The 25,649-nt window shown below is 57.4% G+C and carries 25 protein-coding genes; 12 read left to right on the top strand and 13 right to left on the bottom strand.

Going from position 1 to position 25,649, the window contains the following annotated elements; genetic code table 11:
- Positions 1–55 precede the first annotated feature (55 nt).
- From JHC09_RS11870 to fabV, 3 genes are all read left to right on the top strand, one after another.
- Positions 56–1,768, top strand: a complete 1,713-nt coding sequence (locus tag JHC09_RS11870; RefSeq protein WP_199532099.1) for a Rieske 2Fe-2S domain-containing protein — start codon at positions 56–58, stop codon at positions 1,766–1,768.
- A gap of 3 nt (positions 1,769–1,771) precedes the next feature.
- Complete coding sequence (locus JHC09_RS11865) at positions 1,772–2,422, top strand: glutathione S-transferase (RefSeq protein WP_199532098.1); 651 nt, start codon at positions 1,772–1,774, stop codon at positions 2,420–2,422.
- Positions 2,423–2,522: 100 nt separating this feature from the next.
- Complete coding sequence (fabV, locus tag JHC09_RS11860) at positions 2,523–3,692, top strand: enoyl-ACP reductase FabV (RefSeq protein ID WP_199532097.1); 1,170 nt, start codon at positions 2,523–2,525, stop codon at positions 3,690–3,692.
- Positions 3,693–3,724: 32 nt separating this feature from the next.
- Here fabV and JHC09_RS11855 read toward each other — a convergent pair whose 3' ends face one another.
- Complete coding sequence (locus JHC09_RS11855) at positions 3,725–4,765, bottom strand: lysine-2,3-aminomutase-like protein (RefSeq protein ID WP_349236543.1); 1,041 nt, start codon at positions 4,763–4,765, stop codon at positions 3,725–3,727.
- Between the two features lie 89 nt (positions 4,766–4,854).
- On the bottom strand, positions 4,855–5,913 hold the full coding sequence (epmA, locus tag JHC09_RS11850; protein ID WP_199532095.1) for an EF-P lysine aminoacylase EpmA: 1,059 nt from the start codon (positions 5,911–5,913) through the stop codon (positions 4,855–4,857).
- Positions 5,914–6,040: 127 nt separating this feature from the next.
- Between epmA and efp the strand changes: the two genes are divergently transcribed.
- On the top strand, positions 6,041–6,607 hold the full coding sequence (gene efp, locus JHC09_RS11845) for an elongation factor P (protein ID WP_182394270.1): 567 nt from the start codon (positions 6,041–6,043) through the stop codon (positions 6,605–6,607).
- A 49-nt stretch (positions 6,608–6,656) separates the two neighbouring features.
- Here efp and JHC09_RS11840 read toward each other — a convergent pair whose 3' ends face one another.
- The 5 genes from JHC09_RS11840 to JHC09_RS11820 form a co-directional block, all read right to left on the bottom strand.
- Entirely contained in the window at positions 6,657–6,878 is a 222-nt protein-coding gene (locus JHC09_RS11840; protein WP_199532094.1) for a DUF2934 domain-containing protein, read from the bottom strand.
- A gap of 85 nt (positions 6,879–6,963) precedes the next feature.
- Entirely contained in the window at positions 6,964–7,935 is a 972-nt protein-coding gene (locus tag JHC09_RS11835; protein ID WP_199532093.1) for an acetylxylan esterase, read from the bottom strand.
- 41 nt (positions 7,936–7,976) lie between these two features.
- Entirely contained in the window at positions 7,977–8,405 is a 429-nt protein-coding gene (locus JHC09_RS11830) for a hypothetical protein (RefSeq protein ID WP_182394273.1), read from the bottom strand.
- 158 nt (positions 8,406–8,563) lie between these two features.
- A complete protein-coding gene (locus tag JHC09_RS11825; RefSeq protein ID WP_182394274.1) occupies positions 8,564–8,728 on the bottom strand; it encodes a hypothetical protein in 165 nt (54 codons plus the stop codon).
- A 204-nt stretch (positions 8,729–8,932) separates the two neighbouring features.
- Entirely contained in the window at positions 8,933–9,883 is a 951-nt protein-coding gene (locus JHC09_RS11820) for a nucleoside hydrolase (protein WP_199532092.1), read from the bottom strand.
- 127 nt (positions 9,884–10,010) lie between these two features.
- Between JHC09_RS11820 and fgd the strand changes: the two genes are divergently transcribed.
- From fgd to JHC09_RS11790, 6 genes are all read left to right on the top strand, one after another.
- Positions 10,011–11,015 (top strand): glucose-6-phosphate dehydrogenase (coenzyme-F420), encoded by a 1,005-nt coding sequence (fgd, locus tag JHC09_RS11815; RefSeq protein WP_199532091.1) that lies wholly within the window; start codon positions 10,011–10,013, stop codon positions 11,013–11,015.
- Between the two features lie 2 nt (positions 11,016–11,017).
- Complete coding sequence (gene cofE / locus JHC09_RS11810) at positions 11,018–11,914, top strand: coenzyme F420-0:L-glutamate ligase (RefSeq protein ID WP_199532090.1); 897 nt, start codon at positions 11,018–11,020, stop codon at positions 11,912–11,914.
- A 27-nt stretch (positions 11,915–11,941) separates the two neighbouring features.
- The gene (locus tag JHC09_RS11805; RefSeq protein ID WP_199532089.1) at positions 11,942–12,871 is read left to right on the top strand and encodes an ABC transporter substrate-binding protein; all 930 of its coding nucleotides are present in this window, start codon (positions 11,942–11,944) and stop codon (positions 12,869–12,871) included.
- A gap of 61 nt (positions 12,872–12,932) precedes the next feature.
- Positions 12,933–13,934 carry an iron chelate uptake ABC transporter family permease subunit gene (locus tag JHC09_RS11800; RefSeq protein WP_199532088.1) on the top strand — a complete coding sequence of 334 codons (1,002 nt, stop codon included), beginning with the start codon at positions 12,933–12,935 and terminating at the stop codon, positions 13,932–13,934.
- A complete protein-coding gene (locus JHC09_RS11795) occupies positions 13,931–14,710 on the top strand; it encodes an ABC transporter ATP-binding protein (RefSeq protein ID WP_199532087.1) in 780 nt (259 codons plus the stop codon). The genes JHC09_RS11800 and JHC09_RS11795 overlap by 4 nt, the downstream gene beginning before the upstream one ends.
- An 80-nt stretch (positions 14,711–14,790) precedes the next feature.
- Positions 14,791–15,792, top strand: coding sequence for a TIGR03842 family LLM class F420-dependent oxidoreductase (locus JHC09_RS11790; protein WP_169195956.1), 1,002 nt, complete (start codon positions 14,791–14,793; stop codon positions 15,790–15,792).
- 14 nt (positions 15,793–15,806) lie between these two features.
- Here JHC09_RS11790 and JHC09_RS11785 read toward each other — a convergent pair whose 3' ends face one another.
- The 4 genes from JHC09_RS11785 to JHC09_RS11770 form a co-directional block, all read right to left on the bottom strand.
- Complete coding sequence (locus JHC09_RS11785) at positions 15,807–16,793, bottom strand: UDP-glucuronic acid decarboxylase family protein (RefSeq protein WP_199532086.1); 987 nt, start codon at positions 16,791–16,793, stop codon at positions 15,807–15,809.
- Positions 16,794–16,905: 112 nt separating this feature from the next.
- Positions 16,906–20,052, bottom strand: a complete 3,147-nt coding sequence (locus JHC09_RS11780; protein ID WP_199532085.1) for an efflux RND transporter permease subunit — start codon at positions 20,050–20,052, stop codon at positions 16,906–16,908.
- A gap of 3 nt (positions 20,053–20,055) precedes the next feature.
- The gene (locus JHC09_RS11775; RefSeq protein WP_199532084.1) at positions 20,056–21,252 is read right to left on the bottom strand and encodes an efflux RND transporter periplasmic adaptor subunit; all 1,197 of its coding nucleotides are present in this window, start codon (positions 21,250–21,252) and stop codon (positions 20,056–20,058) included.
- A complete protein-coding gene (locus tag JHC09_RS11770) occupies positions 21,249–21,716 on the bottom strand; it encodes a MarR family transcriptional regulator (RefSeq protein ID WP_199532083.1) in 468 nt (155 codons plus the stop codon). Before JHC09_RS11770 ends, JHC09_RS11775 begins: the two co-directional genes overlap by 4 nt.
- A gap of 160 nt (positions 21,717–21,876) precedes the next feature.
- Here JHC09_RS11770 and JHC09_RS11765 point away from each other — a divergent pair, with 160 nt between their 5' ends.
- Positions 21,877–22,395, top strand: a complete 519-nt coding sequence (locus tag JHC09_RS11765; RefSeq protein ID WP_199532082.1) for a lipocalin family protein — start codon at positions 21,877–21,879, stop codon at positions 22,393–22,395.
- A 276-nt stretch (positions 22,396–22,671) separates the two neighbouring features.
- Positions 22,672–23,379, top strand: a complete 708-nt coding sequence (locus tag JHC09_RS17195) for a GntR family transcriptional regulator (RefSeq protein ID WP_199532081.1) — start codon at positions 22,672–22,674, stop codon at positions 23,377–23,379.
- A 35-nt stretch (positions 23,380–23,414) separates the two neighbouring features.
- Here the strand turns inward: JHC09_RS17195 and coaBC are convergent, their stop codons facing one another.
- A complete protein-coding gene (gene coaBC / locus JHC09_RS11755; RefSeq protein ID WP_199532080.1) occupies positions 23,415–24,632 on the bottom strand; it encodes a bifunctional phosphopantothenoylcysteine decarboxylase/phosphopantothenate--cysteine ligase CoaBC in 1,218 nt (405 codons plus the stop codon).
- Positions 24,629–25,414, bottom strand: a complete 786-nt coding sequence (locus JHC09_RS11750; RefSeq protein ID WP_199532079.1) for a carbon-nitrogen hydrolase family protein — start codon at positions 25,412–25,414, stop codon at positions 24,629–24,631. The genes coaBC and JHC09_RS11750 overlap by 4 nt, the downstream gene beginning before the upstream one ends.
- Positions 25,415–25,649 lie beyond the last annotated feature (235 nt).

Here is a 25,649-nt window from a genome sequence, read left to right as displayed (position 1 = left end):
GTGCGACGACTAAATCAAGATCGTGGCGCGATCCAACCACTCGGATCAGATCGACATGGCCCTGTCCCTCTCCGACCCCAATTGGTACCCAATCGCCTCAAGCGATGACCTACCATTCCGCCACGTCTACCAAGGACAATTGCTTGGCCGCGAGCTCGCCGTTTGGCGCGCTGACGACGGCAATGTGAACGTCTGGGAAAATCGCTGCCTGCACCGCGGCGTCCGTCTTTCCATCGGCATCAACGAAGGCCAAGAACTCAAGTGCCAATACCACGGCTGGCGTTATGCCAATCAGTCCGCTGGCTGCACCTACATTCCGGCTCACCCCGCCGACGCTCCTGCGCGCCGCATTGAAAACCGCAAATACCCCGTCAAAGAAGCTTTCGGCCTCATCTGGTCGGCTGCTAATGAAGACCTGCCCTTCTCGCCCTTCCCGGGCTCGGAGAGCGGCAACTGGTTCGCCCTGCGCCCGATCCCGATCAATGCTGAACCTGAAGATGTGGTCGCCGGTCTAGCGCGCCTCGCGCCTGATGATCAGCCCGCCGAAATCCTGCCCGCAATGGCGGTCCGTCTTGGCCACGCGATTTTCTTCGTCCAGCCGATTGACGCCACTCGCGCCCAAATCCGCGGCCTCGTAGAAGGCAAGCCGTCCGACGAGCTGGCGATCCTGCGCCACTACAATGAGCTTCTCACCAAGCTGCGCGATCGCCTCGAACGCGCGCAAATCCGTAAGGCCAGCCAGCCAACGCCGCTCGAACCTGCTTTCGAAAAGGTATCGGTAGAGCTCTCCACCATGCCCGATATTGCCGTACCGCGTGGCAACACCATGCCTGTCGTGGTCAAGCGCAAGTGGCAGACCGCCGATGGCATCATGGCCTTCCAGTTCGCCGACCGCGACGGCAAGCACATGCCGACTTTCCAGCCCGGCGCGCATATCGACGTGCACCTGCCCAACGGTCTCATCCGCCAATATTCGCTGACCAACGGCCCGGGCGACCTCTCGTCCTATGTTATTGGCGTCAAGCTTGAGAACGCCTCCAAGGGCGGCTCCAAAGCCTTGGTAGAAACCGTGCGCGAAGGTGACATGCTGGCCATTTCCGAGCCACGCAACAACTTCCCGCTCCGCCGCGACGCGACCCGCACCGTGCTTATCGCTGGCGGCATCGGCATCACGCCGATCCTCTCCATGGCTCGCTTCCTCGACAAGTCGAGCCTGCCCTATGAAATGCACTACTTCGCGCGCAACGAAGAAAACCTCGCTTTCAAGAGCGAGCTTGGCGCGCTCCATGGTGCGATCACCAATCACCTCGGCCTCGATCCGGCAGCAGTGAAGGCAAAGGTCACCGAAGTTCTCGGCGCTTACGACTTCTCCAACCACGTCTATATCTGCGGCCCCGGCCCCTTGCTGGAAATGGTCCGCGACACCGCCACCGAACTCGGCTGGCCGGATGAAGCCATCCACTTCGAATATTTCCAGAACACCACCGAGATCGACAGCTCCTCTGCTTTCGACATCGAACTGGCCCGTTCGGCCATGACGCTGCACGTCCCAGCTGGCAAGACCATTCTGGAAGTCATGCGCGAAGCAGGCCTCACCGTGCCATCGTCCTGTGAACAAGGCGCCTGCGGCACCTGCCTCACCGGCGTCATGGAAGGCGAGGTTGACCATCAGGACGTCTACCTGAACAAGACCGAAAAAGCCTCCAACACCTGCATGATGACCTGCGTCAGCCGTGCCAAATCCTCTCGTCTGGTACTGGATATCTAACCCATGGCCATCACGCTTTATGATTTCGAGCTTTCGGGCAACTGCTACAAAGTCCGCCTGCTGCTCAACATCCTGAACCAGCCTGCCGATATGCATCCGGTGGAATTCTTCCCCGGCAAGGAGCACAAGTCCGATTGGTTCTTGCGCCTCAATCCCTTCGGCCAGCTGCCCGTCCTGAAAGACGATGAACTCGTCCTTTCGGACTCAGGAGCAATCCTCGCCTATCTGGCCAAAAAATATGACACCACCGGCCAGTGGTTCCCGGACAATCCTGCCGTCACCGCAGAAATCCTGCGTTGGCACTCGGTCGCGGATGACATCACCTCCACCAGCTCGGCAGCGCGTCTCGCCCTCGGCTATGGCTATGATTTCAACATCGAGAAGGTTCAGGCCGGTGCTCACCGCATCTTCCGCCTGATGGACGAGCATTTGTGGTTCGGCGAACGCCAGGGCCGCGATTGGCTCTGCTCGCCATCCCACCCGACCACGGCCGACATCGCCTGCTTCCCTTATGTCATGCTTTCGGAAGAAGGCGGCATTTCCCGTCAGGACTATCCAGCGCTCCGACGTTGGACAGACCGCGTCCGTCGCATACCCGGCTTCATGGTCATGTCGGGCATTTTCCCGGCCGGCAAGGCCAAGGAAAGCGCATAAATCACCCGAAATTTGCCCCTAGCGGGCAAAACAACCCGTGGCGGCTGGAAACCAGCCGCCATAAACGCTATCAGCGTGGCAAGATCGAGGAGTTATTCTCATGATTATCGAGCCCAAAATTCGCGGCTTTATCTGCACCACCGCCCACCCAACTGGTTGCGCCCGCAATGTGCAAAACCAGATTGATCACGTCACGATCAAGGGCGCTATCCCGTCAGATCGCAAGCGCGTTCTCGTGCTCGGCTGCTCCACGGGCTATGGCCTTGCCTCGCGCATCGTCACCACTTTCGGCTCTGATGCCGACACCGTTGGTGTTTCCTTCGAACGCGAGCCCGGTGAAGCCAAGCCAGCGTCGGCTGGCTGGTACAACAACCGTGCCTTCGAGAACCGCGCCAAGGCTGCTGGTCGCAAGGCCGTCACCATTGAAGGCGACGCCTTCTCGGACGCGGTAAAGGCTGAGACCATCGAAGCGATCAAGGCGAACTTGGGTCAGGTTGACCTCATCGTCTACTCGCTCGCCTCCCCAGTCCGCACCGACCCCAAGGACGGCGTCACCTACCGTTCGGCCATCAAGCCATACGGTTCGCAGGTCACCTCCAAGACGCTCAACACGGGCACCGGTGAAGTTTCTGAAATCACCGTTGAACCGGCGACCGAAGAAGAAGCTCAGGCGACCGTCAAGGTCATGGGCGGCGAAGACTGGGAACTCTGGATTGCGGCGCTTGCCGAAGCTGGCGTTCTCGCTGATGGCTTCCGCACCCTCAACTACACCTATCTCGGCTCAGAGCTGACTTGGCCGATTTACCACAAAGGCACTCTTGGCCGCGCTAAGGCTGACCTCGACCGTGCTGCAGCTGCCATCCGCGCCAGCCACGGCAAGGACTCGGCAAACGTTGTTGCGCTCAAGGCTGTTGTCACACAGGCAAGCTCGGCAATCCCCGTCGTTCCGCTCTATGGTACACTCTTGATCAAGGTCGAGGACGAACTGGGTCTGGGCGAAGGCCCAATCCACCAGATCGATCGCCTCTTCCGCGAAAAGCTTCAGGGCGACGTTGCGCTGGACGACGAGAACCGCATTCGTGTTGACGATTGGGAACTCTCCGAAGCCATGCAGGCCGAACTCAAGAAGCGTTGGGCAGAACTGTCCACCGAGACCCTTGCCGATCTCGCGGACCTGCCGAAGTACCGCGAAGAGTTCATGCGCCTCTTCGGCTTTGCCGTTGGCGGCGTGGACTACTCCAAGGACGTTGATCCTCGGATCGTCGAGTAAAAAAAATTTAGGGGCGCTCCGGCGCCCCTTTTTTATTGCTCAGAATTTGGCGTTTTGGGCGGATATTGATGCACATTGCCCTGCCAATCGGCCACTAAATGCCCCTGATCGGCCAATTGGGCCATAGAATTGGCCAAAGGAGATTTCCCATGTCCGCCGGGAATATCGAGCACGTAGGTCGGCTGGCACAGGCCCGATAGCCGCCCGCGCAACTGCGCCACCAATTCCTGACCCCGCTCCACGGAAACCCGGAAATGCCCCGTGCCCGGCGCCAGGTCCGGATGGTGTAAGTAGTAGGGTTTAATACGGTTTTCGACAAAACCACGCATCAGAGCGGCGAGCGTATCAAAGTCGTCATTGACCCCTTGAAGCAGCACGCTCTGGCTGACAAGAGCAACGCCCCCCTCAACCAGCCGGGCGAACGCGGTTTTGGCAACTGCCGTAAACTCACGCGGATGATTGGCATGCACCGCCAGATAGGTCGTCTTGCCCGAAGCCCTGAGCGCCGAAACCATCGCATCATCAACCCGTTCCGGCTCAACCACCGGCACACGTGTATGAAATCTAACGATTTTTACATGTTCAATCGGCGCCAGACGCTCCATCAAATCACGCAACCGGCGCGGCGAGAGCACCAGCGGATCGCCACCGGTGAGGATGACTTCCCAGATTTCCTCATGCTCAGCGATATAGGCAATCGCAGCATCCAGCTCCGCTGGCGTCAGCGTCCCTAACCCCTGCGGCCCCACCATTTCGCGGCGGAAACAGAAGCGGCAATAGACCGGGCAGACATGCACAGCCTTGAGCAGAACTCGATCCGGATAGCGATGCACAATCCCCTCAACCGGCGAATGCGCAAGATCGCCAATGGGATCGTCCCGCTCTTCCGGCGTGGTCGTAAGCTCTTCTACCCGCGGCACAAATTGGCGCGCCATTGGGTCATTCGGGTCATTCGGATCGATCAGCGCTGCGACCGCAGGCGTAATGCCAATGGCATACTTATCCCCGACGGCATCTAGCCCTGTTACATTCTGAGCGAAACCTGCGGCCTGTAGTTCTGAAACCGACTTTATCGAGCGCGCAGGACTACTCCCTCGCCCTTCAGGGGAAAGGGTTGGGGTGAGGGATGAAACGTCATCGGCAGATACACTAGGCAAGGAGTTCATTCCGCCACAGGAGCCCACAAAACAGCATCGATGCGCTGGGCCCCCGTCGCCAGCATCACCACGCGATCAAAGCCAAGGGCTACACCCGAAGCTTCAGGCGTAAAGGCCAATGCTGCCAAGAAATCCTCGTCGACTGGATAGCGCTCACCATAGATGCGCGCTTTCTCGTTCATCTCATCCTCAAAGCGTACACGCTGTTCAGCTGGGTCTGTCAGCTCGCCAAAGCCATTGGCAAGCTCCACACCACAAGCATAGACCTCGAACCGCTCAGACACGCGCCGATCCCCCGGGACGCGTCGGGCCAGCGCTGCCTCACAGGCAGGATAGCGGTCGAGCACTGTCACCCGGCCGTTGCCCAGTTCCGGTTCAACCTTCTCCACGAGCACATGCGTAAAGAGGTAACTCCATGATTTATCGTCAGGAATTGCCATTCCGACAGCCTTCATTTGCGCCGCAAGCTTTTCACCGTCCGGCACTCCGTCTTCGTCCATGGTCGCTAAAAGATCGACACCAGCAAACTGCAAGAAAGCATCGGCCACGCTGACACGTTCGGCGGGCAAGCGCGGGTCACAGGTTCGGCCCTTAAAGGCGAACTCAGCGATCCCGGTCGTTTCTGCTGCCAGTTTAATCAGTGCCACCGTGTCCTCAATGATGACATCATAAGCTTCGCCGACCCTATACCACTCGAGCATGGTGAACTCGGGATGGTGGGTCGCAGATCGTTCACGATTGCGCCAGACGTGCTGCAGGCTAGCTATGCGGCGCTCTCCCGCAGCCAGCAGTTTCTTCATGGTGAACTCGGGCGAGGTGTGCAGATACATGGTCCGCCCTTCCCCATCATTACCGATCATCTGCGTGCCAAATGCATGCAGATGAGTCTCATTCCCCGGCGAACGTTGCAGCCCCGGTGGATCGATCACAAGGAAGTCACGCTCGGCCATCCAAATGCGCACAGCAGCATCAATCTTGGCCCGGCCAATGAGCAGCGGGCGGCGGTCTGCATGGCGATCAGGGTGCCACCAAGGCGTTTCACCCGATGGAAATGGCTTGGTCATGGTGTTTCTTGCGGTCCGGTCTGGCGAAAAGGCGCAGAATATTGTATCCGGCGCTCCACAGAACATATTCCGGCGCCTAGATGGCATTGCCTCTAGACCGCGCCAGCGACACGAACAAGGAATAATTATGGTCAAGGTGATTGCCTCGTCCCTGCGTAAGGGCAACGTCGTCGAGCAGGACAACGCCCTGCACGTCGTCCTCACGGCAGAAAACGTCCACCCAGGTAAGGGCAATTCGGTGACCAACGTCACCATGCGCCGCATCTCGGACGGCGTTAAGGTTCTCGGCCGCTGGCGCACCGTTGAAATGGTGGAAAAGGCCGACGTTGATGATCGTGAATACGATTACCTCTACTCGGATGGCGAGGGCCACCACTTCATGGAGCCCACCACCTACGAACAGATTACCGTTGGTGACGACGTGATCGGCGACCAGAAGGCTTACCTTTCGGACGGCATGAAGGTTCACCTTCTGACCCACGAAGGCATCGCGCTCTCGATGGACCTGCCAATGCGCATGACCTTCGAAATCGTTGAAACCGAGCCAGTAGTTAAGGGCCAGACAGCTTCGTCTTCGTACAAGCCTGCAATCCTCAACAACGGCCTGCGTGTCATGGTCCCACCGCACATCGACGCTGGCACCAAGATCGTTATCCTGACCGAAGACAACTCCTACGTTGAACGCGCGAAGTAATCTTCGACGCGTCCGCTGGACATACAAACGGGCCCCTCAGGGCCCGTTTTTATTTGTTGTCGATAGCGTTTTCGGCGGCATACCAGTGCGATGAAGATCGGTCAGGCGGGGTCCCTTCAGCCAGCCAACGATCATAAGCGAGCTGGCGCTGATGCGCGCCCTTGGCCTTGAGCCAATAGTCCATGGCTTGCCCTTCCGGACAACCATCCTGCTCCCAAAGAAAATAGGCTGTCTGACGAACCCGCTCCGCCATAACCGTATTTTTATGCACTTAGGCACCCACACCGTTGAAAGATTACGTAATCTATCAACCGCGCCAGCGCCCCACTTGTTCCGTACTAACTAAAGCGTGACCCTTAAGGCCGAAAGCGCTCTGTGAGCCACTTCATTTGCTCACGGTCCTGGAAAGGCCCACCGCCTTCGTGGTTGTTAAATTCATACTCAACGAGCGTTTTATCGCTGCCCGAGAAGGCCTTAAACGCCGCAAACACGGTCGATGGTGGACAGATGTCATCCATCATACCAACAGAGAACAGCGCCGCTGCCGAGCTGCGCCGCGCAAAATTGACCCCATCAAAATAACGCAGGGTATCAAACACCTGCGCGGTTTTTTCCCGATGCTGAGCAAGGAAACGCACGATTTCAAGATAGGGATCGCGCCCGGCCTGACGGACCGAACGCGGGAAATCGCAGAGGAACGGCACGTCCGGCATCACAGCTTTAACGCGAGGATCGAGCCCGGCCACAGCAATGGCAATACCACCGCCCTGCGAGCCACCGTTGACGGCCACGCGGGTAGGGTCAACGAAGTCTTGCCCAATCATTGCGTCGAGCGCCCGAACGCCGTCAGTAAAGACGCGGCGGTAGTAATAGTCGTTTTTGTCGAGCACGCCCTTGGTCATCATGCCCGGAATCTGGCTGGTCGAGCCGACAGGATCTGGCGTTGCCCCCATGCTCCAACTTGAGCCTTGTCCGCGTGTATCCATACGGAAATAAGCATAGCCAGATGCGGCCCAATGCAAGAGTTCATGAGGGAACCCCCGGCCACCGCCATAACCGACAAACTGCACCAGCAGCGGCAGTTTTTCTGGACGATGTTTCGGCAGCGCAAGCCATCCCTTTACCGGATGCCCACCAAAACCGGGGAAGGTCACGTCAAAAACCTCCACCAGCTTGAGCGTCGTCTCAGCCGGGATCATCACCACTTCCCCGCCCACGGAACGCGCCTCTGCCAGTGTGCTGTCCCAAAAGGCAGCAAAATCATCAGGCATCGTCACCTGGCTTTCATAGGCGTCGATAGCGGGGTGTTGCAGATCGGGAAAGGGCACTTTCAAAGCTCCGGCCAACAGGACAGCGCACGCAGCACAAATCACTGCGCGCGGAATAGACTTCGATGATAGGCGATCATGGCCGTGCTTGGCCAAAATTCTGCACTGTCAGGGAGAAACAATTTTCGGACGCCACTCGGCAGTGATCGCGCACTGCTATCCATGAGATCAGCGCGAGCAATAAAGGCCTCGAAAGCGTCGGATATCAGGACTAATCCCGATTGTAACAAGCGCCCGCTAGCGCGCTCAACCAGAACCGCATTCTCGGGATGAATACGGCCACCATGCTCCAAGGGCTGGAGGAAGAACACCGTCGGCTCAAGATTTTTGTTTGAAAGATCCGCGCCGCTCACCGCACAGCGGAAACGGTATTGTTCCATCAAGCGGTTAGCGAGGGTGGCGATCTCTGAATAGTCAAAGAACGCTTGGGCCGCCTCTCCAAAGCCGCTGCTGGAATCGTCATCTGCCATGGGTACGCGCCTCTAGGGCAAGAACCTACGCAAATTTTACGGGCAGTAAAGTCCTCAGTGTCCTCCCGACGCAGAGAAAAACCGCGAGTTCTGGCCCGCACACAGAGCCTATGTGAGCAATGAGTGGCAATAGGGGAACGCTAAAGCAATGGGAGCGCTCACACCGAGCGCATCAACAGTGCGGCGGCGACGGCGACGGGTGTTGGATATCCGGCCACCACCAATGTCGCTGCCACCGCACCACACGTATCGCTACGACCGCGCTGACCAAAGCCAGCACCGCCTGCGGCGACTGCCTCGACCTTCCCAATTGTAAAATGCAATCGGGGCCCCACGGTCGAGGACTGCAGCTAGGCTATCGAATAAACGAATATTCTGCCAAGCCAATTCGAGATAATTTTGGAATAACAGCCGGTTAATAAGATGTACGCCAAAAAGGGGAAGGTATTTTTCGGGATATTTGAGTGCCGAAAGCCCCCCTCCCGTGCGCGGATATATCCTACTCAACCAGCCCTATATCGGGCGCGTTAGCGCCCGACTGTGTCCATAAAGTGTTGCAGCACCTTATCGGCCTGAATTTCCGTGCAGATCGTATTAGAGCGACGACCAGTCCACGCCGGGTGACCACCCTTGCGGCTATCGGGCCACTGCGCCGTCTGACCTGCGGCCAGACCATCGCGGATCACGACAATCGGACCAGTACGGGTTTCAAACCATTCCGGGAACAGGGCGTAGGTCACTGCAACCATGTCATGGCCAACCACACCATCGATGTCCATCACGGCCTTGTAGAAACCAGCATAAAGCTGAGACACGTCACGGATGAACTTGCCGTTGGCGCCGCCCTTGTCGGCAACCACGTCCAGCATCTTATCCGTAACGATAATATCGTGCGTGACATCGAGCCCGATGACATGCACCGGCCATTCTGCCGCAAACATTTCGTCGGCTGCAACCGGGTCACCGCAGATATTGGCTTCTGCCAGCGGGGTCATGTTGCCCGAACGGCCCTTATAGCCGAACGCGCCGCCCATGATGATGACCTGTTTGGTCAGCTTGGCCACTTCTGGGTCCTGACGCAGCGCCAGAGCCAGATTGGTCATACGGCCAACAGCAATAATGGTCACTTCGCCTGGAAACTTGCGCACGGTATCGATGATGAACTGGGTCGCCGAAACCGGCGCCAGACCAGATTCGTCGACTTCCGGCAGCTCCACATCACCCAAGCCGTTCACACCGTGAATAGCGGCAGGCTCTTCCTTGTAGACGCCGTCCAGCGTTTCGCCGGCGCCGCGCGCGACCGGAGCAGAAATGCCAAACATTTCACGCAGTACCAGCGCATTACGGGTCGTCGTCGCAATGTCGGCATTGCCCACAACAGTGGTAATGCCCAGAAGTTCGAGTTGTGGCAGCTTGCTGATATACAGCAGCGCCATAGCATCATCGATGCCTGGATCGGTGTCGAAAATGACCTTCATGCGATTAGTCCTTTGTGTCTGAGGCTGGTGTATAGCAAATATCGGCGTCCCCCTAGTACATCCCGCTTGACTATGAACCATTTTTGACCAAACGATCAAAAATACGTTCGTCTGACTTGGGAGGGTCATGATGCGTTTCGGGTATAAGGCTTCGGCAGAACAGTTCGGGCCAAGCACGCTTCTCGATTTTGCTGTCGCGGCCGAAAAGGCCGGATTTGACTCCGTCTTCGTGTCTGACCATTTCCAACCATGGAAGCACACTGACGGCCACGCCCCTTTCGCTCCGGGCTGGATGTCCGCGGTTCTCGCTCGCACCGAGCGCATTATCCTGGGCACCTCGGTGCTCACCCCCACCTTCCGCTTGCACCCGACCGTCGTCGCCCATGCCTTTGGCACTATGGCGGCGATGTTCCCCGGCCGCGTCATTCTCGGGGTTGGCACGGGTGAAGGTCTCAATGAAGTTCCTGCCACCGGCATGGAATGGCCAGAGCTTAAAGAACGTTCAGCCCGGCTACGCGAAGCGGTCAAACTCATCCGAACCTTGTGGAGCCAAGACCGCGTGACGTTTGAAGGCGAGTACTACAAAACGGTCAACGCCACCATCTACGATAAGCCTGCCGAACCTGTGCCGATTTACATCGCCGCTGGCGGTCCGCTGAATGCCAAATATGCCGGCCGCGCTGGCGATGGTTTCATCTGCACCTCCGGCAAGGGTCCCGATCTCTATACCAAAGAACTTCTGCCCAATGTTGAAATTGGTCGCGGTGAAAGCGAACGCGCGGCAAAGCCCTTTGAGCGCATGATCGAGGTGAAAGTCTCCTTTGATCCAGACGCGAACCGCGCTCTAAATGATTGCCGCCATTGGGCCGCTCTCGCCCTCTCCGCTGAAGAAAAGCACTCGGTGCAAGATGCCGAGGAGATGGAACGCCTCGCAGATGCCCTGCCGATTGAGCGTGTCGCTAAGCGCTGGATTGTGTCTTCCGACCCCGACGAGCATGTCGAGCAGATTAAAACCTATATCGACTATGGGTTTGATCATCTGGTCTTCCACGCCCCCGGCCCAGACCAGCATCGCTTCTTGGATCTCTATTCGGAAGAAATTCTCCCCCGGTTGCGGAAACTGGCAGGCTAAAAATGGCAAGAATTTCGGCTTGGGGCGTCCCCGGAATTCCTGAAATCACCAAGGGCGACGACCTCGTCGCTCTCATCGGGAAAGCATTGATCGAGCAGGCCAGTGCAGAGCCAGATTGTGCCGTGCAAGCTGGTGATATTCTGGTCGTCACCTCCAAAATCGTGTCGAAAGCCGAAGGCATGCAGGTGCCCGCGCAAGACCGTGAAAAGGCTATCGCCGAAGATACAGTGCGCGTCGTCGCCGAACGTATTCATCCCGGCGGCGTGACTCGGATTGTCGAAACCCGTCAAGGTCTCGTCATGGCGGCCGCTGGCATTGACATGTCCAATGTCCCTGAGGGCATAGCCCTTCGCCTGCCTACCGACCCAGATACCTCCGCCCGCGCCCTTTGTGCAGGGCTGCGCGAGACGTTTGGCTTTGATCTCGGCCTCATTATCACCGACACCATCGGTCGCCCTTGGCGTGTTGGCCAGACAGACCAAGCCATTGGCGCGGCTGGGCTACAGCTCACCGACGATTTGCGGGGTGCCAATGACGCCAATGGGCGGCCGCTGCATGTCACTCAGGCCGTCATCGCCGATGAGATCGCTGGCGCTGCCGACTTGGTGAAAGGCAAAACCACCAATATTCCCGTCGCCATCGTGCGCGGCCTTGGCCACTTCGTCCGCGATTTGGACGCGCTAGGCGCGCGAACCCTTACCCGAACGGGCGACGATGATATGTTCCGCTTTGGCTCCGCCGAAGCCTATCGGCTCGGCTATCAGGCCGCTCTGGCGGAGCAAAACACGTCGCCTCGTCCGAGGCGCAGAGCGCGTTCGACGGAACCGGATGCAGCGGCCTCCCAAAGCCCACCGAAAGCAGAAAACAGGTCCAGCTCCCACAAGGGAAATGCACTCTAGCTCACCGCTCTCCGCAGGAACCGTCGCATGCGTACACTTATGTTTATTGCCACTGCGGCCGTGTTCAGCGTCCCGGCCCATGCCCAGACGATCTATCCCCTCACCGTCGAAAACTGCGGCGAGACCATCACAATTCCGCAAGCCCCCGAGCGCGTCGTTACCATCAAGTCGACCGCAACCGAGCTTCTACTCTCGCTTGGCCTAGGCGACAAAATCGTTGGTGTCGGTTTTCAAGATGCTCCGCTCCCAGCGCATCTCTCTGGCACGCAGCTCAATGTCCTTGCTGATGCGCTGCCCAGCCAAGAAGTGGTTCTCGAAGTCGAACCAGACTTTATCTATGGCGGCTGGGAGAGCAATTTCACCGCCGACGGCGCGGGTGAGCGCTCAACTCTCACTAAGCTTGGCGTCGCCAACTACGTCGCCCCCGCAGCCTGCCGGAGCATTGCTCCCCCCAAACTGACCTTCGACGACCTCTTTGCTGAAATCACCGAAATGGGCAGCATTTTTAATGCCACCTCCACAGCCAACGATCTGATCGCAGAACAAAAGTTGACCCTCGCGAGCATTACGCCCGACACGCGTGGCCTGACCGCCGTCTGGTATTCCTCTGCGACAAAAACCCCTTATGTCGGAGCCGGCAACAATGCACCCGCCATGATGATGGAAGCTCTCGGCCTCACCAATGTCTTTGCCGACATCCCGGAAGGCTGGACCTCTGTAAGCTGGGAAGCCGTTGCTGATGCCAACCCGGACATCATTATCCTCGTTGAAACCCCTTGGAACACTGCCGAGCAGAAGAGAACTTTGCTGGCGGAGAACCCGGTGACCAAAGAAATGGATGCGGTCAAGAACACCCGCTACCTCACTCTGCCCTTCCCCGCTGCGGAAGCAGGTGTTCGCACCATCCCCGCTATTGTTGACCTATCTAAGCAGCTGTCGAACCTCAGCATACCATGACTTTTTGGCCGCCAATAAATGACGTCAGCGCATCGGAAGAGAAGAACACAGAGGCGGCTCCATGACCCGAGTGTTGCTCCCGCTTCTCTTTATGCTGACTTTCTTGGGAGCTATTGTCGCAATCACCATCGGCCCAGCCGACATCACCCCAAGTGATGCCCTTGCCGTTATCGCCTATAAGCTCGGCCTTCTGCCCGAGAGCCCACTTTCAGCCCTCCGCACCGCCATTATCTGGGACCTTCGCCTACCGCGCGTGCTTGCCGCCATAGGCACCGGAGCGGGCCTAGCCTTGGCAGGAACAGTGATGCAGGCCCTCACCCGCAATCCATTGGCCGACCCCTATCTCTTGGGCCTCAGCTCGGGCGCCGCGCTCGGCGCTGTTATCTTTATGCTGCTGGGGTGGACGCTGGTTCTGTCCTTCGGTGCGTTCATCGGTAGTCTTGCCGCTCTAACCCTCGCGCTCACCATTGCCAAATTGCTTGGCGGCACCACACCGAGCCGCGCCATTCTGGCTGGCATCTGCATCTCTGCCCTAGCAACCGCCGCCACCTCATTCCTCATCTTCTGGTCCGCCACAGGCGATAGCTATCGCGAAATCCTAAGCTGGCTGATGGGCTCCCTTGCCGGGACCACGTGGCCCGAAACCGGTCTCATTTACACAGTGCTCGTCGTGTCCGTCCCAATCATTCTCCACGCTGGTAAAGCGCTCGACGCCTTTGCCTTTGGCGATATCGCTGCCGCCAGCCTTGGCATTGATGTGCCGCACTTGCGCTTTTCCTTGCTAGCCGTCACAGCCCTCCTAACCGGCATCATGGTATCAATTGGCGGCGCTATCGGTTTTGTTGGTCTTGTTGTTCCCCATGTCGTGCGCCTTGCAACCGGGCCACGCCACCGTCTGTTGTTGCCCCATGCCGCCTTCTGCGGCGCAGTTTTCATGCTGAGCACCGACACCGCCGCCCGTACCCTATTCGAGCCGCGCGAGCTGCCGGTGGGCATTATCACCGCTCTTCTCGGCGCCCCGATCTTCCTAGTCGTGCTCATGCGCTATCGGAGGCTGACATGAGTTTGGACGTTCGCCAGCTCACTGTTGCCCGCGGCGGTAAAACCATTGTTTCCGGTGCTAGCTTGATCGCGCCCGCCGGAGCGATCACCGGCCTCATCGGCCCCAATGGTGCGGGCAAGTCAACACTGCTCACCGCCATCCTCGGCCTTACCCCTGCAAGCGGCACCGTTGGCTTTGAGGGCAATGACCTTCACGCCATGCCGAGACACGAGCGCGCCAAGATTGCTGCTTTTGTGGAGCAGTCGGTTTCAACTGAAGAGCGGCTCACCGTTGCCGATGTGGTTGCTCTCGGGCGCATTCCACATCAACCCGCTTGGGCAAGCGCCCTTTCACCGCAAGACGAACTCATTGTCGGCGCTGCGCTAAGCGCAACCGGAATGACGGCGTTCTCCGCTCAGAGATTTCATACTCTTTCAGGCGGGGAGCAGCAGCGCGTGCTGATCTCACGTGCCCTAGCCCAAGCACCGCGCCTCCTGCTGCTTGATGAGCCGACCAGTCACCTTGACCTCAAAGCGCAATTGCAACTGCTGACACTGCTGCGACGCCTAGCGGAGAGCGGCATGACAATTGTCTTGGCAATTCATGATCTCAACCACGCCGTCCGATTCTGCAACCATCTGGTCGTCATGGACCGTAGTAAAGTTATCACCCAAGGCAGACCCAAAGAAATCATCACCGAGGATCTTCTGCGCACAGTCTACGGGGTGAAAGCACATCTACAAAATGGCGATCACATCAGCGTCTTTTTTGAAGATGTCTCCGACAGTTGGAATTGAGATTGACAAACCACAATTAGAGCATGAAAAATTTGATCATCTGGTCAAATTTATTGCTGGCAGGGAGCGCGGGGGAATAAATGGAATTTGGCATTACATTTAAGGGTTTTATCGAACACGAGCGGGCACGATATCTGGTCCGTGCGGCGGAATATGCCGGGTTTTCCTACTGCTGGTTTTACGACAGCCACATCCTCTGGCGCGATTGCTACGCCGCTATTGCCATGTGCATGGAACACACAACGGACATGCGCTTCGGCCCACTGGTGACCAATCCGGACGTGCGGGACTGGTCCGTCGCTGCCTCAATTTTTGGTTCTCTCGCCAAACAGTCCGGCGGTCGGTTCGACCTCGCCGTTGGCCGTGGTGACAGCTCCATGCGCGTCATGGGCAAAAAGCCCGCCACCCTCGCCCGCGTTGCCGAATTTATCGACAAAACAAAGGCAATGGTGCGTGGCGAAGAAGTTCACTACGGCGAAATCCCAGCGGCTGTGAAGTTTCCGTGGGCTGTCGGCCATGACATGCCGAGCTGGATCGCTGCTTATGGTCCGCTGGCCCTCAAGACCGCTGGCGAAAGCGCCGACGGCGTTGTCTTACAGATTGCCGACCCCGGCCTCTGCAAGTGGTTTACCGACCAGTGCATCGACGCTGGCAAGGCCGCAGGCAGAGACATGAGCAACTACCGCTCCATGGCCGCTGCCCCGGCCTATTTCGGCGACAAAAAGCGCGCTATCGAGAAGGTCAAATGGTTCCCGGCGATGGTCGGCAACCACGTCGCTGACATCGTGGAAAAATATGGCTCGGATAGCGACAAAGTTCCGGCAAGTCTGACCAGCTACATCGAAAAGCGCCGCGGCTACGACTATTCCAAGCATGGTCAAGCCGATAACCCATTCCTCGACTTCATCTCCGATGACGTCGTTGAGAGCTTTTGCGTGCTCGGAGAGCCCGACGACCACATCGCCAAGATCCGCAAACTGGAAGACGCTGGCGTCACCCAGTTCAACATCTATCTCGACAGCGGTGATGAAGAAGAAATCATCGCCAACTACGGCCGTCACGTCATCCCGGCTTTCCGCTAAGAAGCTCCCCTGCGCTAGGCCACGTCTAGCGCAGGACCTTTCTCGGTCTGTGCGAACCACGCAACGGTGCGCATCAATCCCTCATCGAGCGCAATTCTTGGCCGCCACCCAATAAGTTCTTCCGCACGCGAAATGTCTGGGCGACGACGCTTTGGATCATCCGCTGGCAATGGAGAATAAACGAGCTTGCTCTGGCCGGGGATAAGTCGGGAAACTTTCTCTGCCAATTCCGAAATCGTGAACTCACCGGGATTACCCAGATTGACCGGCGCCTCCGGGTTGAGCTGGAGCGCCATGAGATCGCATAAGCCCGCAACGAGGTCCGACACAAAGCAGAAGGACCGTGTTTGTGACCCGTCGCCGTAGATGGTCAGGGCCTGCCCAGCAAGCGCCTGAACAATAAGATTGGAAACAATCCGCCCATCGTCCGCCCGCATGCGAGGCCCGTAGGTATTGAAGATGCGAGCGACGCGGACGTCGGCCTTGCCCAAACGCAGATAGTCAAAACAGAGGGCCTCTGCTGCGCGCTTGCCCTCATCATAGCAAGCGCGCGGACCAGTGCAGTTTACATGCCCGACATAGTCCTCACGCTGAGGGTGAACGTCTGGATCGCCATAAACTTCGCTGGTGGAGGCCTGCACCAAGCGCGCGCCGTTTGCTTCGGCCAGATCAAGCAGGTTTTTGGTTCCCAGAACGCAGGTCATCATCGTGCCGATTGGATCGGCTTGGTAGTGCGGAGGTGACGCGGGGCAAGCGAGGTTATAAATCTCCTCGAGCCGCTCGTTGATCATCGGCAGCGAACGAACGTCACCCTCAATCAGCTTGAACTTAGGGTGGTTTTCTAGCGCCGCAATATTTTGTCGGCGTCCGGTCTGGAAACTATCGAGACAAAGAACCTTCGCGCCCATTCCCAGAAGGGTCTCGCACAAATGCGATCCTAGAAACCCCGCACCGCCAGCAACCAAAATTGTCTTCGGCTCGGTGCGTTCTGATCCACTCATGAAATAACTCGTTGCCAACTCAAAAAAATATGCGTCGACCATAACGGCATAGCGCCCGCGCACAAGACTAGTGCCCATAAAAAACCGCCCGGTAGGGCGGCTTCTTATTTGATTACTCGGCTGGTGCCGGCTTGGTCTCTTCTTCGCCATGGTGCCCATCATCCGGGCCCTTTGGCATGAAGCGGCGGGTGAAGGCGCTGAAGCTATCGATATAGGTCAGCAGCACAGGCACCACCAACAGCGTCAATGCCGTTGAGGAGATCAGACCACCGATAACAGCGTGTGCCATCGGTGCGTTCTGCCCGCTGCCTTCGTGCAGACTTAGAGCCAGCGGCAGCATGCCAAAAATCATGGCCAGTGTGGTCATGATAATTGGACGGAAGCGGGTGACACCAGCTTCGACGAGCGCCTCGTAGAGGTTCATGCCCGCCTTAACGTGCTGATTGGCATTGTCGACTAGAAGAATAGCGTTCTTCACCACAAGACCCATCAACATGATGAAGCCGATTGCGGAGAACATATTCAGCGTCGAGCCACCAACGAGCAAACCGACCATCACCCCGATCAGAGCCAATGGCAGCGAACCCATGATCGCCAGCGGCTGCAAGAAGCTACCAAACTGGGAGGCAAGAACGAGGTAGATGAAGATCACAGCCAGCAGCAAGGCCGAGCCAACCGAACCCATGGTATCGGCAATCTGCTCAGCTTCACCACCAAAGCCACTACGGTAGCCCACTGGGAACTCGATCTTGTCGATGGCAGCCTGCACCTGCGGAATAACGGTCCCCAACTCAACACCTTCAAGGTTGGCTGAGATGGTTACGCCGCGCTGAAGATCCTGACGGTTGATAGTGGCCGGGCCGTTGCTTTCAACGACTTCAGCAACCTGACCGAGCGTGATCATTTCCTGAGTGCCAGTGCCGGTCTGCGCAATCGGCAGATTGCCGATGGCTTCGATGTCATTGCGCAGGCTTTCTGGAAGACGCACGACAACCTTGTAGACCTGACCATTTGGCGCGACCCAATCCGATACGTCTTCACCCGAGATCAGCGGCCCCAAGGTTGCAGCAATCTGACCCAGCGAAACGCCAAGGCTATCAGCGAGCTCGCGGTTGATCTGAATGCCGACAACGGGCTGGGCCTCATCGAGCGACGAAGAAATATCGATCAGGCCAGGAATCTGGCGGAGATCTTCCATGAAGCCATCTGCGAGACTTCCGAGCACTTCAAAGCTGTCGCCATAAAGAGTGACGGACACCGGCGCTGTGCTCGGACCCATCATCGAGGCAACGGCAACTTCGAACTTGCTGCCTGGGATCGCCTGCAGATCACGACGCAGCTTAGGCATGAAGTCAGCGACGCTAATATCACGCTCCGCTGCACCGACCAGAGTGACGGTCATCGTGCCAACATTGGCGCCGTCCGCAGACATACCACCAGCGATAGTGGAATATGTACGCTCCACTTCTGGGTGGGCGCGAACGATCAGCTCAGCCTGACGGAGCTTGCTTTCGGTATACTCCTTCGAAGAACCCGAAGGAGTTTCCACCTTAACGGTGAAAATGCCGTTGTCAGTCGCCGGAACGAATTCGACGCCGACCCGTGGGAACAGGGCAACAGCACCAACCAGCGACAGCAATGCGATCAGCAGCACTGTCTTGCGGCTCTTGAGACCCCAACGAATGAGGTGACGATAGCCTTCGGTGATGCCTTCGAACCAGCGATCAAAACCCTGAATGGCACGACCAACAGGGCCACGCTTTGCATTGGGGTTCGAGGCTGGATCATACCACACGCTCGACATCATCGGATCGAGCGTAAACGCTACGAACAGCGAGATGAGAACGGCAACAGAAACAGTGACACCAAACTGCAAGAAGAACTTGCCCATGATGCCGTCCATGAACGCCACCGGCAGGAACACTGCAACGATGGAGAGCGTGGTAGCCAGAACAGCCAGGCCGATTTCATTTGTACCATCAAAAGCCGCCTGACGGTGGCTCTTGCCCATGTGCAGGTGGCGCGTGATGTTTTCACGAACCACGATCGCGTCGTCGATAAGAATACCAACAGCAAGCGATAGCGCGAGCAGGGTCATGGTGTTGAGCGAGAAGCCGAGGAAACTCAGCGCCACCATGGTACCGATGATCGAAATCGGTAGAGTCAGACCGGTAATAATGGTCGAACGCCAGGAGTTCAGGAACAGGAAGACGATGACGACGGCGAGAACCGCGCCTTCGATCAGCATGTTCTGAACGGCATGGAAGCTGTCTTCAACGGGCTTAGCGTTGTCGACCACAACCTCGATATTCACTTCGCCGTTTGGCAGTTCTGTCGCCAGAAGACGATCAATGGTCTTGCGAATATCGGTGGCAACGCCAACGGTATTGGCACCCTGCGTCTTCAGAATATTGATGGCGAGAGCGGGTTCACCATTCAAGATCGCCAGAGAGTCTGTCTCGCCAGTGCCATCTTCAATGATTGCAACGTCGCGCAGCGTGACCGGCTGGCCACCTTGGTTGCCCACGGTGATGTCGTAATAGTCCTGCTGGTCTTCAATGCGACCGAGGACCTGGATCGAGCGCACAATGCTGTTTTCAGTGATCGAGCCAGCAGCCAGATCCTTATTGGCGGCCTTGAGCGCGTTGATAACAGCCGCAGGGCTAATATTGTAGGCGCTGAGCAGGTTCGGATCGAGCTGGATGTTCAGCTGACGTGGCGTGCCACCGACAACAGTCGCCGAACCAACACCATTAATGTTGGACAGGCGCTTGACGATGATCTCTTCGGTCAGAGCCGTTAGGTCACGAGCCGACAGCGTATCCGAGCTGACCGCAAGGGAAAGCACCGGCAATGCCGACGGGTCAAAACGCAACACCTGCGGGTCCATCGCGGCCGCTGGAAAATTCGCCTTGATCGGATCGATCTTGTCGCGAACGTCCTGCGCCTTCTGCTGCGAGTTCGCTTCCAGGTCAAACATCATGATGACCATGGCGCGACCAGGCTGCGCGATCGACTGCACCGTATCAAGACCAGCAATGGTATTGACCGCGTCTTCGATCGGCTCGATCAAATCCTGCTCAACCGCTTCCGGCGAAGCCCCCGGATAGGAGACCACCACCGCAACGACTGGCAAGTCGATGTCGGGGAGCTGCTCAACCGGCAGACGTGAATACGAAAAGATACCAAACACCAGGATCGCGACCATGATCATGGTCGTGAAAACTGGGTTGTTTACGCTTATGCGCGTTAAAAACATTAGTTATTTCCCCACGAGTTCGTAGGTATCGCCAGCCGAAACTTCCGACAACGCTGCTGCGATAACGCTTTCGCCAACGGTGAGGCCTGTGACCTCAACAATGCGACCACGGTCCCACGCTGCGCCGACTTTGATAGCCTTGCGCTCAAGTGTGCCATTATTGAGAGCGAGAACAAACTTGCCGTCGGCGTCCTCACGCACTGCTGCTGCAGGCAGAGCTATCGCATCTGGCTTTTCAGCGACGGTAACTTCGCCCACAGCGAACATGCCACCACGCAGGATGCCGTCGACATTGTTAATCTCGATGTACATTGGCACGGTTCGTGTGCCTGCGGTCGCAACTGGATTAACGCGCACAACCTTGCCTTCAAAGGCTTGGCCGTTCACGCCGTTGACCGAAACGGCAACTGGCTGGCCAGCGGTGACGAGGGCGCTGGAGTTTACCGAAGCGGACGCTTGGAACTCCATGGAGTCAAGGTTCACGACTGTGAACAATGGTGTGCCTGCACCGATGATTTGACCGGGCTCAACGCTACGAGCGGACACGACGCCAGAAAGCGGCGAGCGCACGGTGGCATTGTCGAGTGCGATCTCAGCCGCTGCGACACCATTTTCAAGCGCTGCCAAATTGGATTCCAGAGCAGCAGTGGCCGAACGGGCCTGCTCAAGAGCCGAAGGGCTGGTGAGCCCCTGACGCGCCAATTCTTCCGTGCGCTCGAGCTGCTGACGGCTGTTGGAGAGCTGAATGCGGGTGGCTTCCGCCGTCGCACGCTGCTGATTAAGCTGAATTTCGAGGGTAGCGCGATCGATCTCGGCGAGCACGTCACCTTCGCTCACCGTGTCGCCTGGGCTGACGGTGACCGAGAGAACACGACCGGACGCCTGCGCAGATATACTGGCCTGATGACCCGGCACCAGCGAGCCGGTGACTTTTACCGACTGCTTGAGCGTTGTCGGCGCGATCTCGACAATCTCGGTCGGGATCAGCTGCTTGGCAACAGCGGTTGTGTCCTCAACCACCGCAGGCGCCTCTGGCTGTGGGCGAGTAAGCATGAACGCCGCGCCCCCGACAACGATAACGCCGAGAACGACCCAACGAAGAACCTTCTTCTTCGGCTTAAGCCCTTGAGCGATGCGCTCTTCGTTCATTTTATCGAACTTGCTTTGCGCCCATTCGGGCTTCTTATGTGCGTCCGTCATGTCGGTTCCTTTCGCGGCGTGGCGTCGTTTTGCAAGTCGCCAGCCCAGTAGGCAAGAATATCTGCAGATTTTTCGTATAGTTTATGGAGTTCGAGAACGCGTGTGGCGGCCGCTGCGTCCTCCCCCTCAATTCCTTTGGCGCAGGCCATTATCCTACTCGCATTGCCTCGAGCTTGCGTCGCCATGCGTTCCAACATGTGTTGCTGAAACGTCCCGTCGACAAGATAGTAGTCTTGACGATCACCCGAGTGCGCCATGCGCCGTATCATCCCTCGTTGAGTCAATTGCCGAGCATTGGTGCTGACACTTGCCCGGCTCACGCCCAGACGTTCGCTTATCTGCGCAAGGCTCATCTCCTGCCCCTCGGCTACAAGCAAGCCGAGCACACGCCCAGAGATGCGTGCATCACCATGCTCCTGAGCCATCAGGCCCATTTCTTCGATGAATGCGTCGATTGCAGACACGGGACACCCCTATCGTTCAGTCCCTACTAAACGATCTTTACGCGACGAACAATCAATCCAATTGCATTGCTGCACCGCCTGCGACGCATCGCCACAAGACAATACGGGAGGGAACGGAGAACAGATCAACTCGTTCATTATCAAAGAACGGAGATAGTTGATGACCACAGTGACCACTGTTCCTCATGTCGACCTCAATCGTTATTTGGGCCGCTGGTATGAGGTGGCCCGTCTGCCCCTGAAGTGGGAAGATCCCAAAGCGACCGATATTACCGCCAACTATTCTCTTAACGACAGCGGTACAGTGCGCGTGGACAACCGCTGCTTTGATGAGGACGGAAAAGCCAGCCAATCGATTGGTGAAGCCAGCGTTCAAAACGACGCCAACAGTCAGTTGAAAGTCACCTTCCTGCCAGAGTTCATCCGCTGGCTGCCTTTTACCAGTGGCGACTATTGGATTATCAAGCTCGACAGCGATTACCAGCACGCACTAGTCGGGACGCCGGACAATAAGAACCTTTGGCTCCTATCCCGCTCTCCACACATCGAAGACGACGTGAAAGCGGACTATCTCCTTGAAGCTCAGCGCCAAGGGTTCGACCTTGATCAGCTTATTGTGCCGCGTCACACCGGACGCGAAGTGACCGACGCGCAGATCGAGGCTGACAAGAGTAAGTAGAGTAGAACAGGACAAGACCCCCCAACTCCCTACAGCCAATCAAAAAACTCACCGCAAATTTTACGTACACCCTTATCGAAGCTGACGCGACTGCTGTATTTTGACAAATACACGGGATCAAATAGAATATTTTGTAGAATACTGACGGGCGACTAAGCGCATCGTCAAGTAATTCCTACAGCGCGATAGCACCGCGTGACGATAAGATTCGAGCGTCTATACAACGCTATAGCAATCATCATCGCCTGCGCATGCTGAGATTTCGGGGGGAATCGAGTGCAGAAGAATAAAACCGGAAAAGCCTCAAGTGATTCACTCACCCAACAGGCCTATCAACGCATCAGCCTAGATATACGAAACTGTACCCTACAGCCGGGCTCAGAAGTATCTGAGGGCGAAATTGCCGACAGTCTGGGAATGAGCAAGACCCCAGTGCGAGAAGCTCTGGGGCGTCTTGCACTCGAAGGTTTCGTAAAGCCTCTGCCGCGACGCGGATATCAAATCACGCCACTAACGATCGACGATTTGACGGAACTGTTCGAAATCCGTGGCATCCTAGAAAGCGCGATTGTCGAAGACATTATCGAACGCATATCTGAAGAAGAGCTAGACGCGCTTGAGGCCCTCGCCCACGCCAGCCGCGATCCGGCGCAGGTGCAAACGGCCAGTGATATCATCAATACCAATCGCGCCTTCCATCTGGCCCTCGCTAAGGCCCATCAGAACAAGCGTATTTTTACGATTGCAGAGCACCATTTCGACGAAATGGAACGCTATTTCCACCGCGGCGCACGACTGCCAGAGCTGAGCCGGGACCTGAACGAAGATCACCTTGCTATCGTTAGCGCACTACGCAAACGCGACTTGAAGAGCGTCCGCAGCGCTATCATCGAACATAATTTCGAGACGCATAACCAAGTGCTCAGCGCCCTGGCTGCGCCCCGCCTGCGACGGTCTATGGAAGACGTTGCGATCCGCCCCTAGGAACACGGGGCCCAGCACCGAGCCGCGTCAGAGCCTTAGGGGTCTGCGCGGCCGAAGTGCTCTGCGATTTTCTCAACGATCATCTGAGCGGTTTGGTCCTTACCGGCCGCACCCCAGTCTTCGACACCGTCATGTGAAACGCGGTGAACGTGATTACTATCGCCGCCAAACACGCCTTGGGCCCTGGAGACGTCATTCGCAAAGATCCAGTCTGCACCTTTGCTCGACAGTTTGCGCTGGGCATTAGCGATCAGATCTTGGGTTTCGGCTGCAAAGCCAATCACCAGCGCAGGCCGCGACGCATGGTGACCAATCGTAGCCAGAATATCTGGGTTGCGCACGAGGCGGATAACCAACTCCTCCTGCCCATCCTGCTTTTTCATTTTCTCATCGGCGACGCTGGCGGCACGCCAGTCTGCAACAGCAGCGGCGAAAATGGCACCATCTGCTGGGAGTGCTGCCTCGACAGCATCGAGCATTTCCGCAGCTGTCGACACCTTCTTCACCTCAGCGCCTGCGGGGGCTGGCACAGTGACACGACCAGACACAAGGGTGACGCGAGCGCCTTCCGCCAAAAGAGCGGCGGCGATGGCGTGGCCTTGCTTGCCCGAAGAGCGATTGGAAATATAGCGCACGGGATCAAGAGGCTCTTCTGTTGGGCCAGACGTCACCACAAAATGACGCCCCGCGAGAGCCGCGCTTGACGCTGCGAAAATGGATTGGGCCGCAGCAAGAATTGCGAGCGGCTCAGACATACGACCAACGCCCGCCTCATGGCTCTCCGCCATTTCCCCACTTTCGGGACCAACAAACTGGTAGCCGTCCGCCTTGAGTGTCGCAACATTGCGCATAACCGCAGCATGGTTCCACATCTTGGGATTCATCGCGGGTGCAATGAGCACTGGTCCGTCGGCCGCAAGCAGAATGGTCGACGCCAGATCGTTTGCAATGCCATGAGCGAGCTTGCCCAAAATGTCGGCCGTCGCGGGGGCAATGATGATGAGGTCGGCCTCGCGCGCTAGGCGCACATGGCCAACATCCATACCTTCAACCGGGTCAAAGAGTTCGGAGACAACCGGCGTCCCACTCACCGCCGCCAGGACAGTTGGCTGAATGAAGTTCTTTGAGGCCTCTGTCATGGCACAGCGAACCACCGCTCCAGCCTCACGCAGGCGGCGGACGAGATCGGGACTTTTATAGCTGGCGATACCGCCTGTAACGATCAGCAGAATGCGCTTACCGACCAAGCTCATGCGTGTCCCCTTGTTCCGGCGATAGCGAAGCCGCGCGCCTCCTGATCGGCAAAGAGCATCCGACCACGGCTGATATCAATATCGTAAACTGCGATCTCAGACTCGCCCAGAGTTGAAATCAGATTGTCCGGATGTTCTGCGTCCGGATAAGCAATGCCGGCAACGCCACTCGCTGGCAGTTCGTTTTGTCCGCCAACGGGATAAGCCCAATCGCTGACAGCGACATGAGCGGTTTGCTCGAAGGCCCGAGCAATCATGGCATGCTTCCACCGCGCTCTCGCCATATCGGGTGTTGGTTTGCGGCTCACCGAACTGGCCGTAACAAACACAATATCGGCGCGCTCTTGGAAGCGCATAAAGGTGTCTGCATGGAAAAAGTCAGCGCATATGGTGACAAAGCAAGCGACACCGTTGATGACGACGTTAGCACCACCATTTCCACGACCGGCTCCATGATCCCGCTCGCCGAAATAGGGATTGGCCTTTTCGTATGAAGCAAGGATCTCACCGTCCGGCGCAACCACAAACCCTTGATTAACAAGGTGATCTTTCTCATCGCGAAAATGACTGCCACCGATGATGTGCGCATGATAGCGCGAAGCCAATTCCACCAGTGCATTACGGTATTGCTCGGTGGTCAAGCCGAAACCAATGAGCTCGGGCAGGACAATTACATCAGGGCCCTCTAGTCGAGGGCGATGCGTATCGAGCAGTCGCATGACATAAGCGAAATTGTCTTGGGCAGTTCCCCGCACACTTGGCTGTGTCAGCACCACACGCATTGTATACTCCTCGACACCGTCGCGCCGCTACGCTGACGCGCCCTAAGTGTCGAGTGTCATATAGTGCCTTAACGCGCCAGCGCCTACCCTTCGCACCACTCACGCCAAGCTTCCGACACGAGCAAGCCCAGGCCGCGGGCTCATGCAAACTAGGGAAATTCCTCTGTGAAATATTCGTAAGTTATTCCACGTGGAGACTAGAGAACGGGCTCCAAAACCCACCTCGATGTAAAAA

The organism is Devosia sp. MC532 (assembly GCF_016461625.1).
Lineage (GTDB): Bacteria > Pseudomonadota > Alphaproteobacteria > Rhizobiales > Devosiaceae > Devosia.
The sequence above is the reverse complement of the archived record's forward strand: the minus strand, read 5'-3'. Positions and strand labels throughout refer to the sequence as shown.

What these genes read in the sequence shown, in the direction of transcription:
- coaBC (WP_199532080.1), bottom strand. Translation starts at nt 24,632, where the DNA reads ATGAGCTTGGTCGGTAAGCGCATTCTGCTGATCGTTACAGGCGGTATC.
- JHC09_RS11765 (WP_199532082.1), top strand. Translation starts at nt 21,877, where the DNA reads ATGACCACAGTGACCACTGTTCCTCATGTCGACCTCAATCGTTATTTG.
- cofE (WP_199532090.1), top strand. Translation starts at nt 11,018, where the DNA reads ATGGCAAGAATTTCGGCTTGGGGCGTCCCCGGAATTCCTGAAATCACC.
- JHC09_RS11820 (WP_199532092.1), bottom strand. Translation starts at nt 9,883, where the DNA reads ATGAAGGTCATTTTCGACACCGATCCAGGCATCGATGATGCTATGGCG.
- JHC09_RS11775 (WP_199532084.1), bottom strand. Translation starts at nt 21,252, where the DNA reads ATGACGGACGCACATAAGAAGCCCGAATGGGCGCAAAGCAAGTTCGAT.
- JHC09_RS11790 (WP_169195956.1), top strand. Translation starts at nt 14,791, where the DNA reads ATGGAATTTGGCATTACATTTAAGGGTTTTATCGAACACGAGCGGGCA.
- JHC09_RS11780 (WP_199532085.1), bottom strand. Translation starts at nt 20,052, where the DNA reads ATGTTTTTAACGCGCATAAGCGTAAACAACCCAGTTTTCACGACCATG.
- JHC09_RS11805 (WP_199532089.1), top strand. Translation starts at nt 11,942, where the DNA reads ATGCGTACACTTATGTTTATTGCCACTGCGGCCGTGTTCAGCGTCCCG.
- JHC09_RS11830 (WP_182394273.1), bottom strand. Translation starts at nt 8,405, where the DNA reads ATGGCAGATGACGATTCCAGCAGCGGCTTTGGAGAGGCGGCCCAAGCG.
- epmA (WP_199532095.1), bottom strand. Translation starts at nt 5,913, where the DNA reads ATGACCAAGCCATTTCCATCGGGTGAAACGCCTTGGTGGCACCCTGAT.
- JHC09_RS11750 (WP_199532079.1), bottom strand. Translation starts at nt 25,414, where the DNA reads ATGCGTGTGGTGCTGACACAGCCAAGTGTGCGGGGAACTGCCCAAGAC.
- efp (WP_182394270.1), top strand. Translation starts at nt 6,041, where the DNA reads ATGGTCAAGGTGATTGCCTCGTCCCTGCGTAAGGGCAACGTCGTCGAG.
- fabV (WP_199532097.1), top strand. Translation starts at nt 2,523, where the DNA reads ATGATTATCGAGCCCAAAATTCGCGGCTTTATCTGCACCACCGCCCAC.
- JHC09_RS11795 (WP_199532087.1), top strand. Translation starts at nt 13,931, where the DNA reads ATGAGTTTGGACGTTCGCCAGCTCACTGTTGCCCGCGGCGGTAAAACC.
- JHC09_RS11800 (WP_199532088.1), top strand. Translation starts at nt 12,933, where the DNA reads ATGACCCGAGTGTTGCTCCCGCTTCTCTTTATGCTGACTTTCTTGGGA.
- JHC09_RS11785 (WP_199532086.1), bottom strand. Translation starts at nt 16,793, where the DNA reads ATGAGTGGATCAGAACGCACCGAGCCGAAGACAATTTTGGTTGCTGGC.
- JHC09_RS11870 (WP_199532099.1), top strand. Translation starts at nt 56, where the DNA reads ATGGCCCTGTCCCTCTCCGACCCCAATTGGTACCCAATCGCCTCAAGC.
- fgd (WP_199532091.1), top strand. Translation starts at nt 10,011, where the DNA reads ATGATGCGTTTCGGGTATAAGGCTTCGGCAGAACAGTTCGGGCCAAGC.
- JHC09_RS11865 (WP_199532098.1), top strand. Translation starts at nt 1,772, where the DNA reads ATGGCCATCACGCTTTATGATTTCGAGCTTTCGGGCAACTGCTACAAA.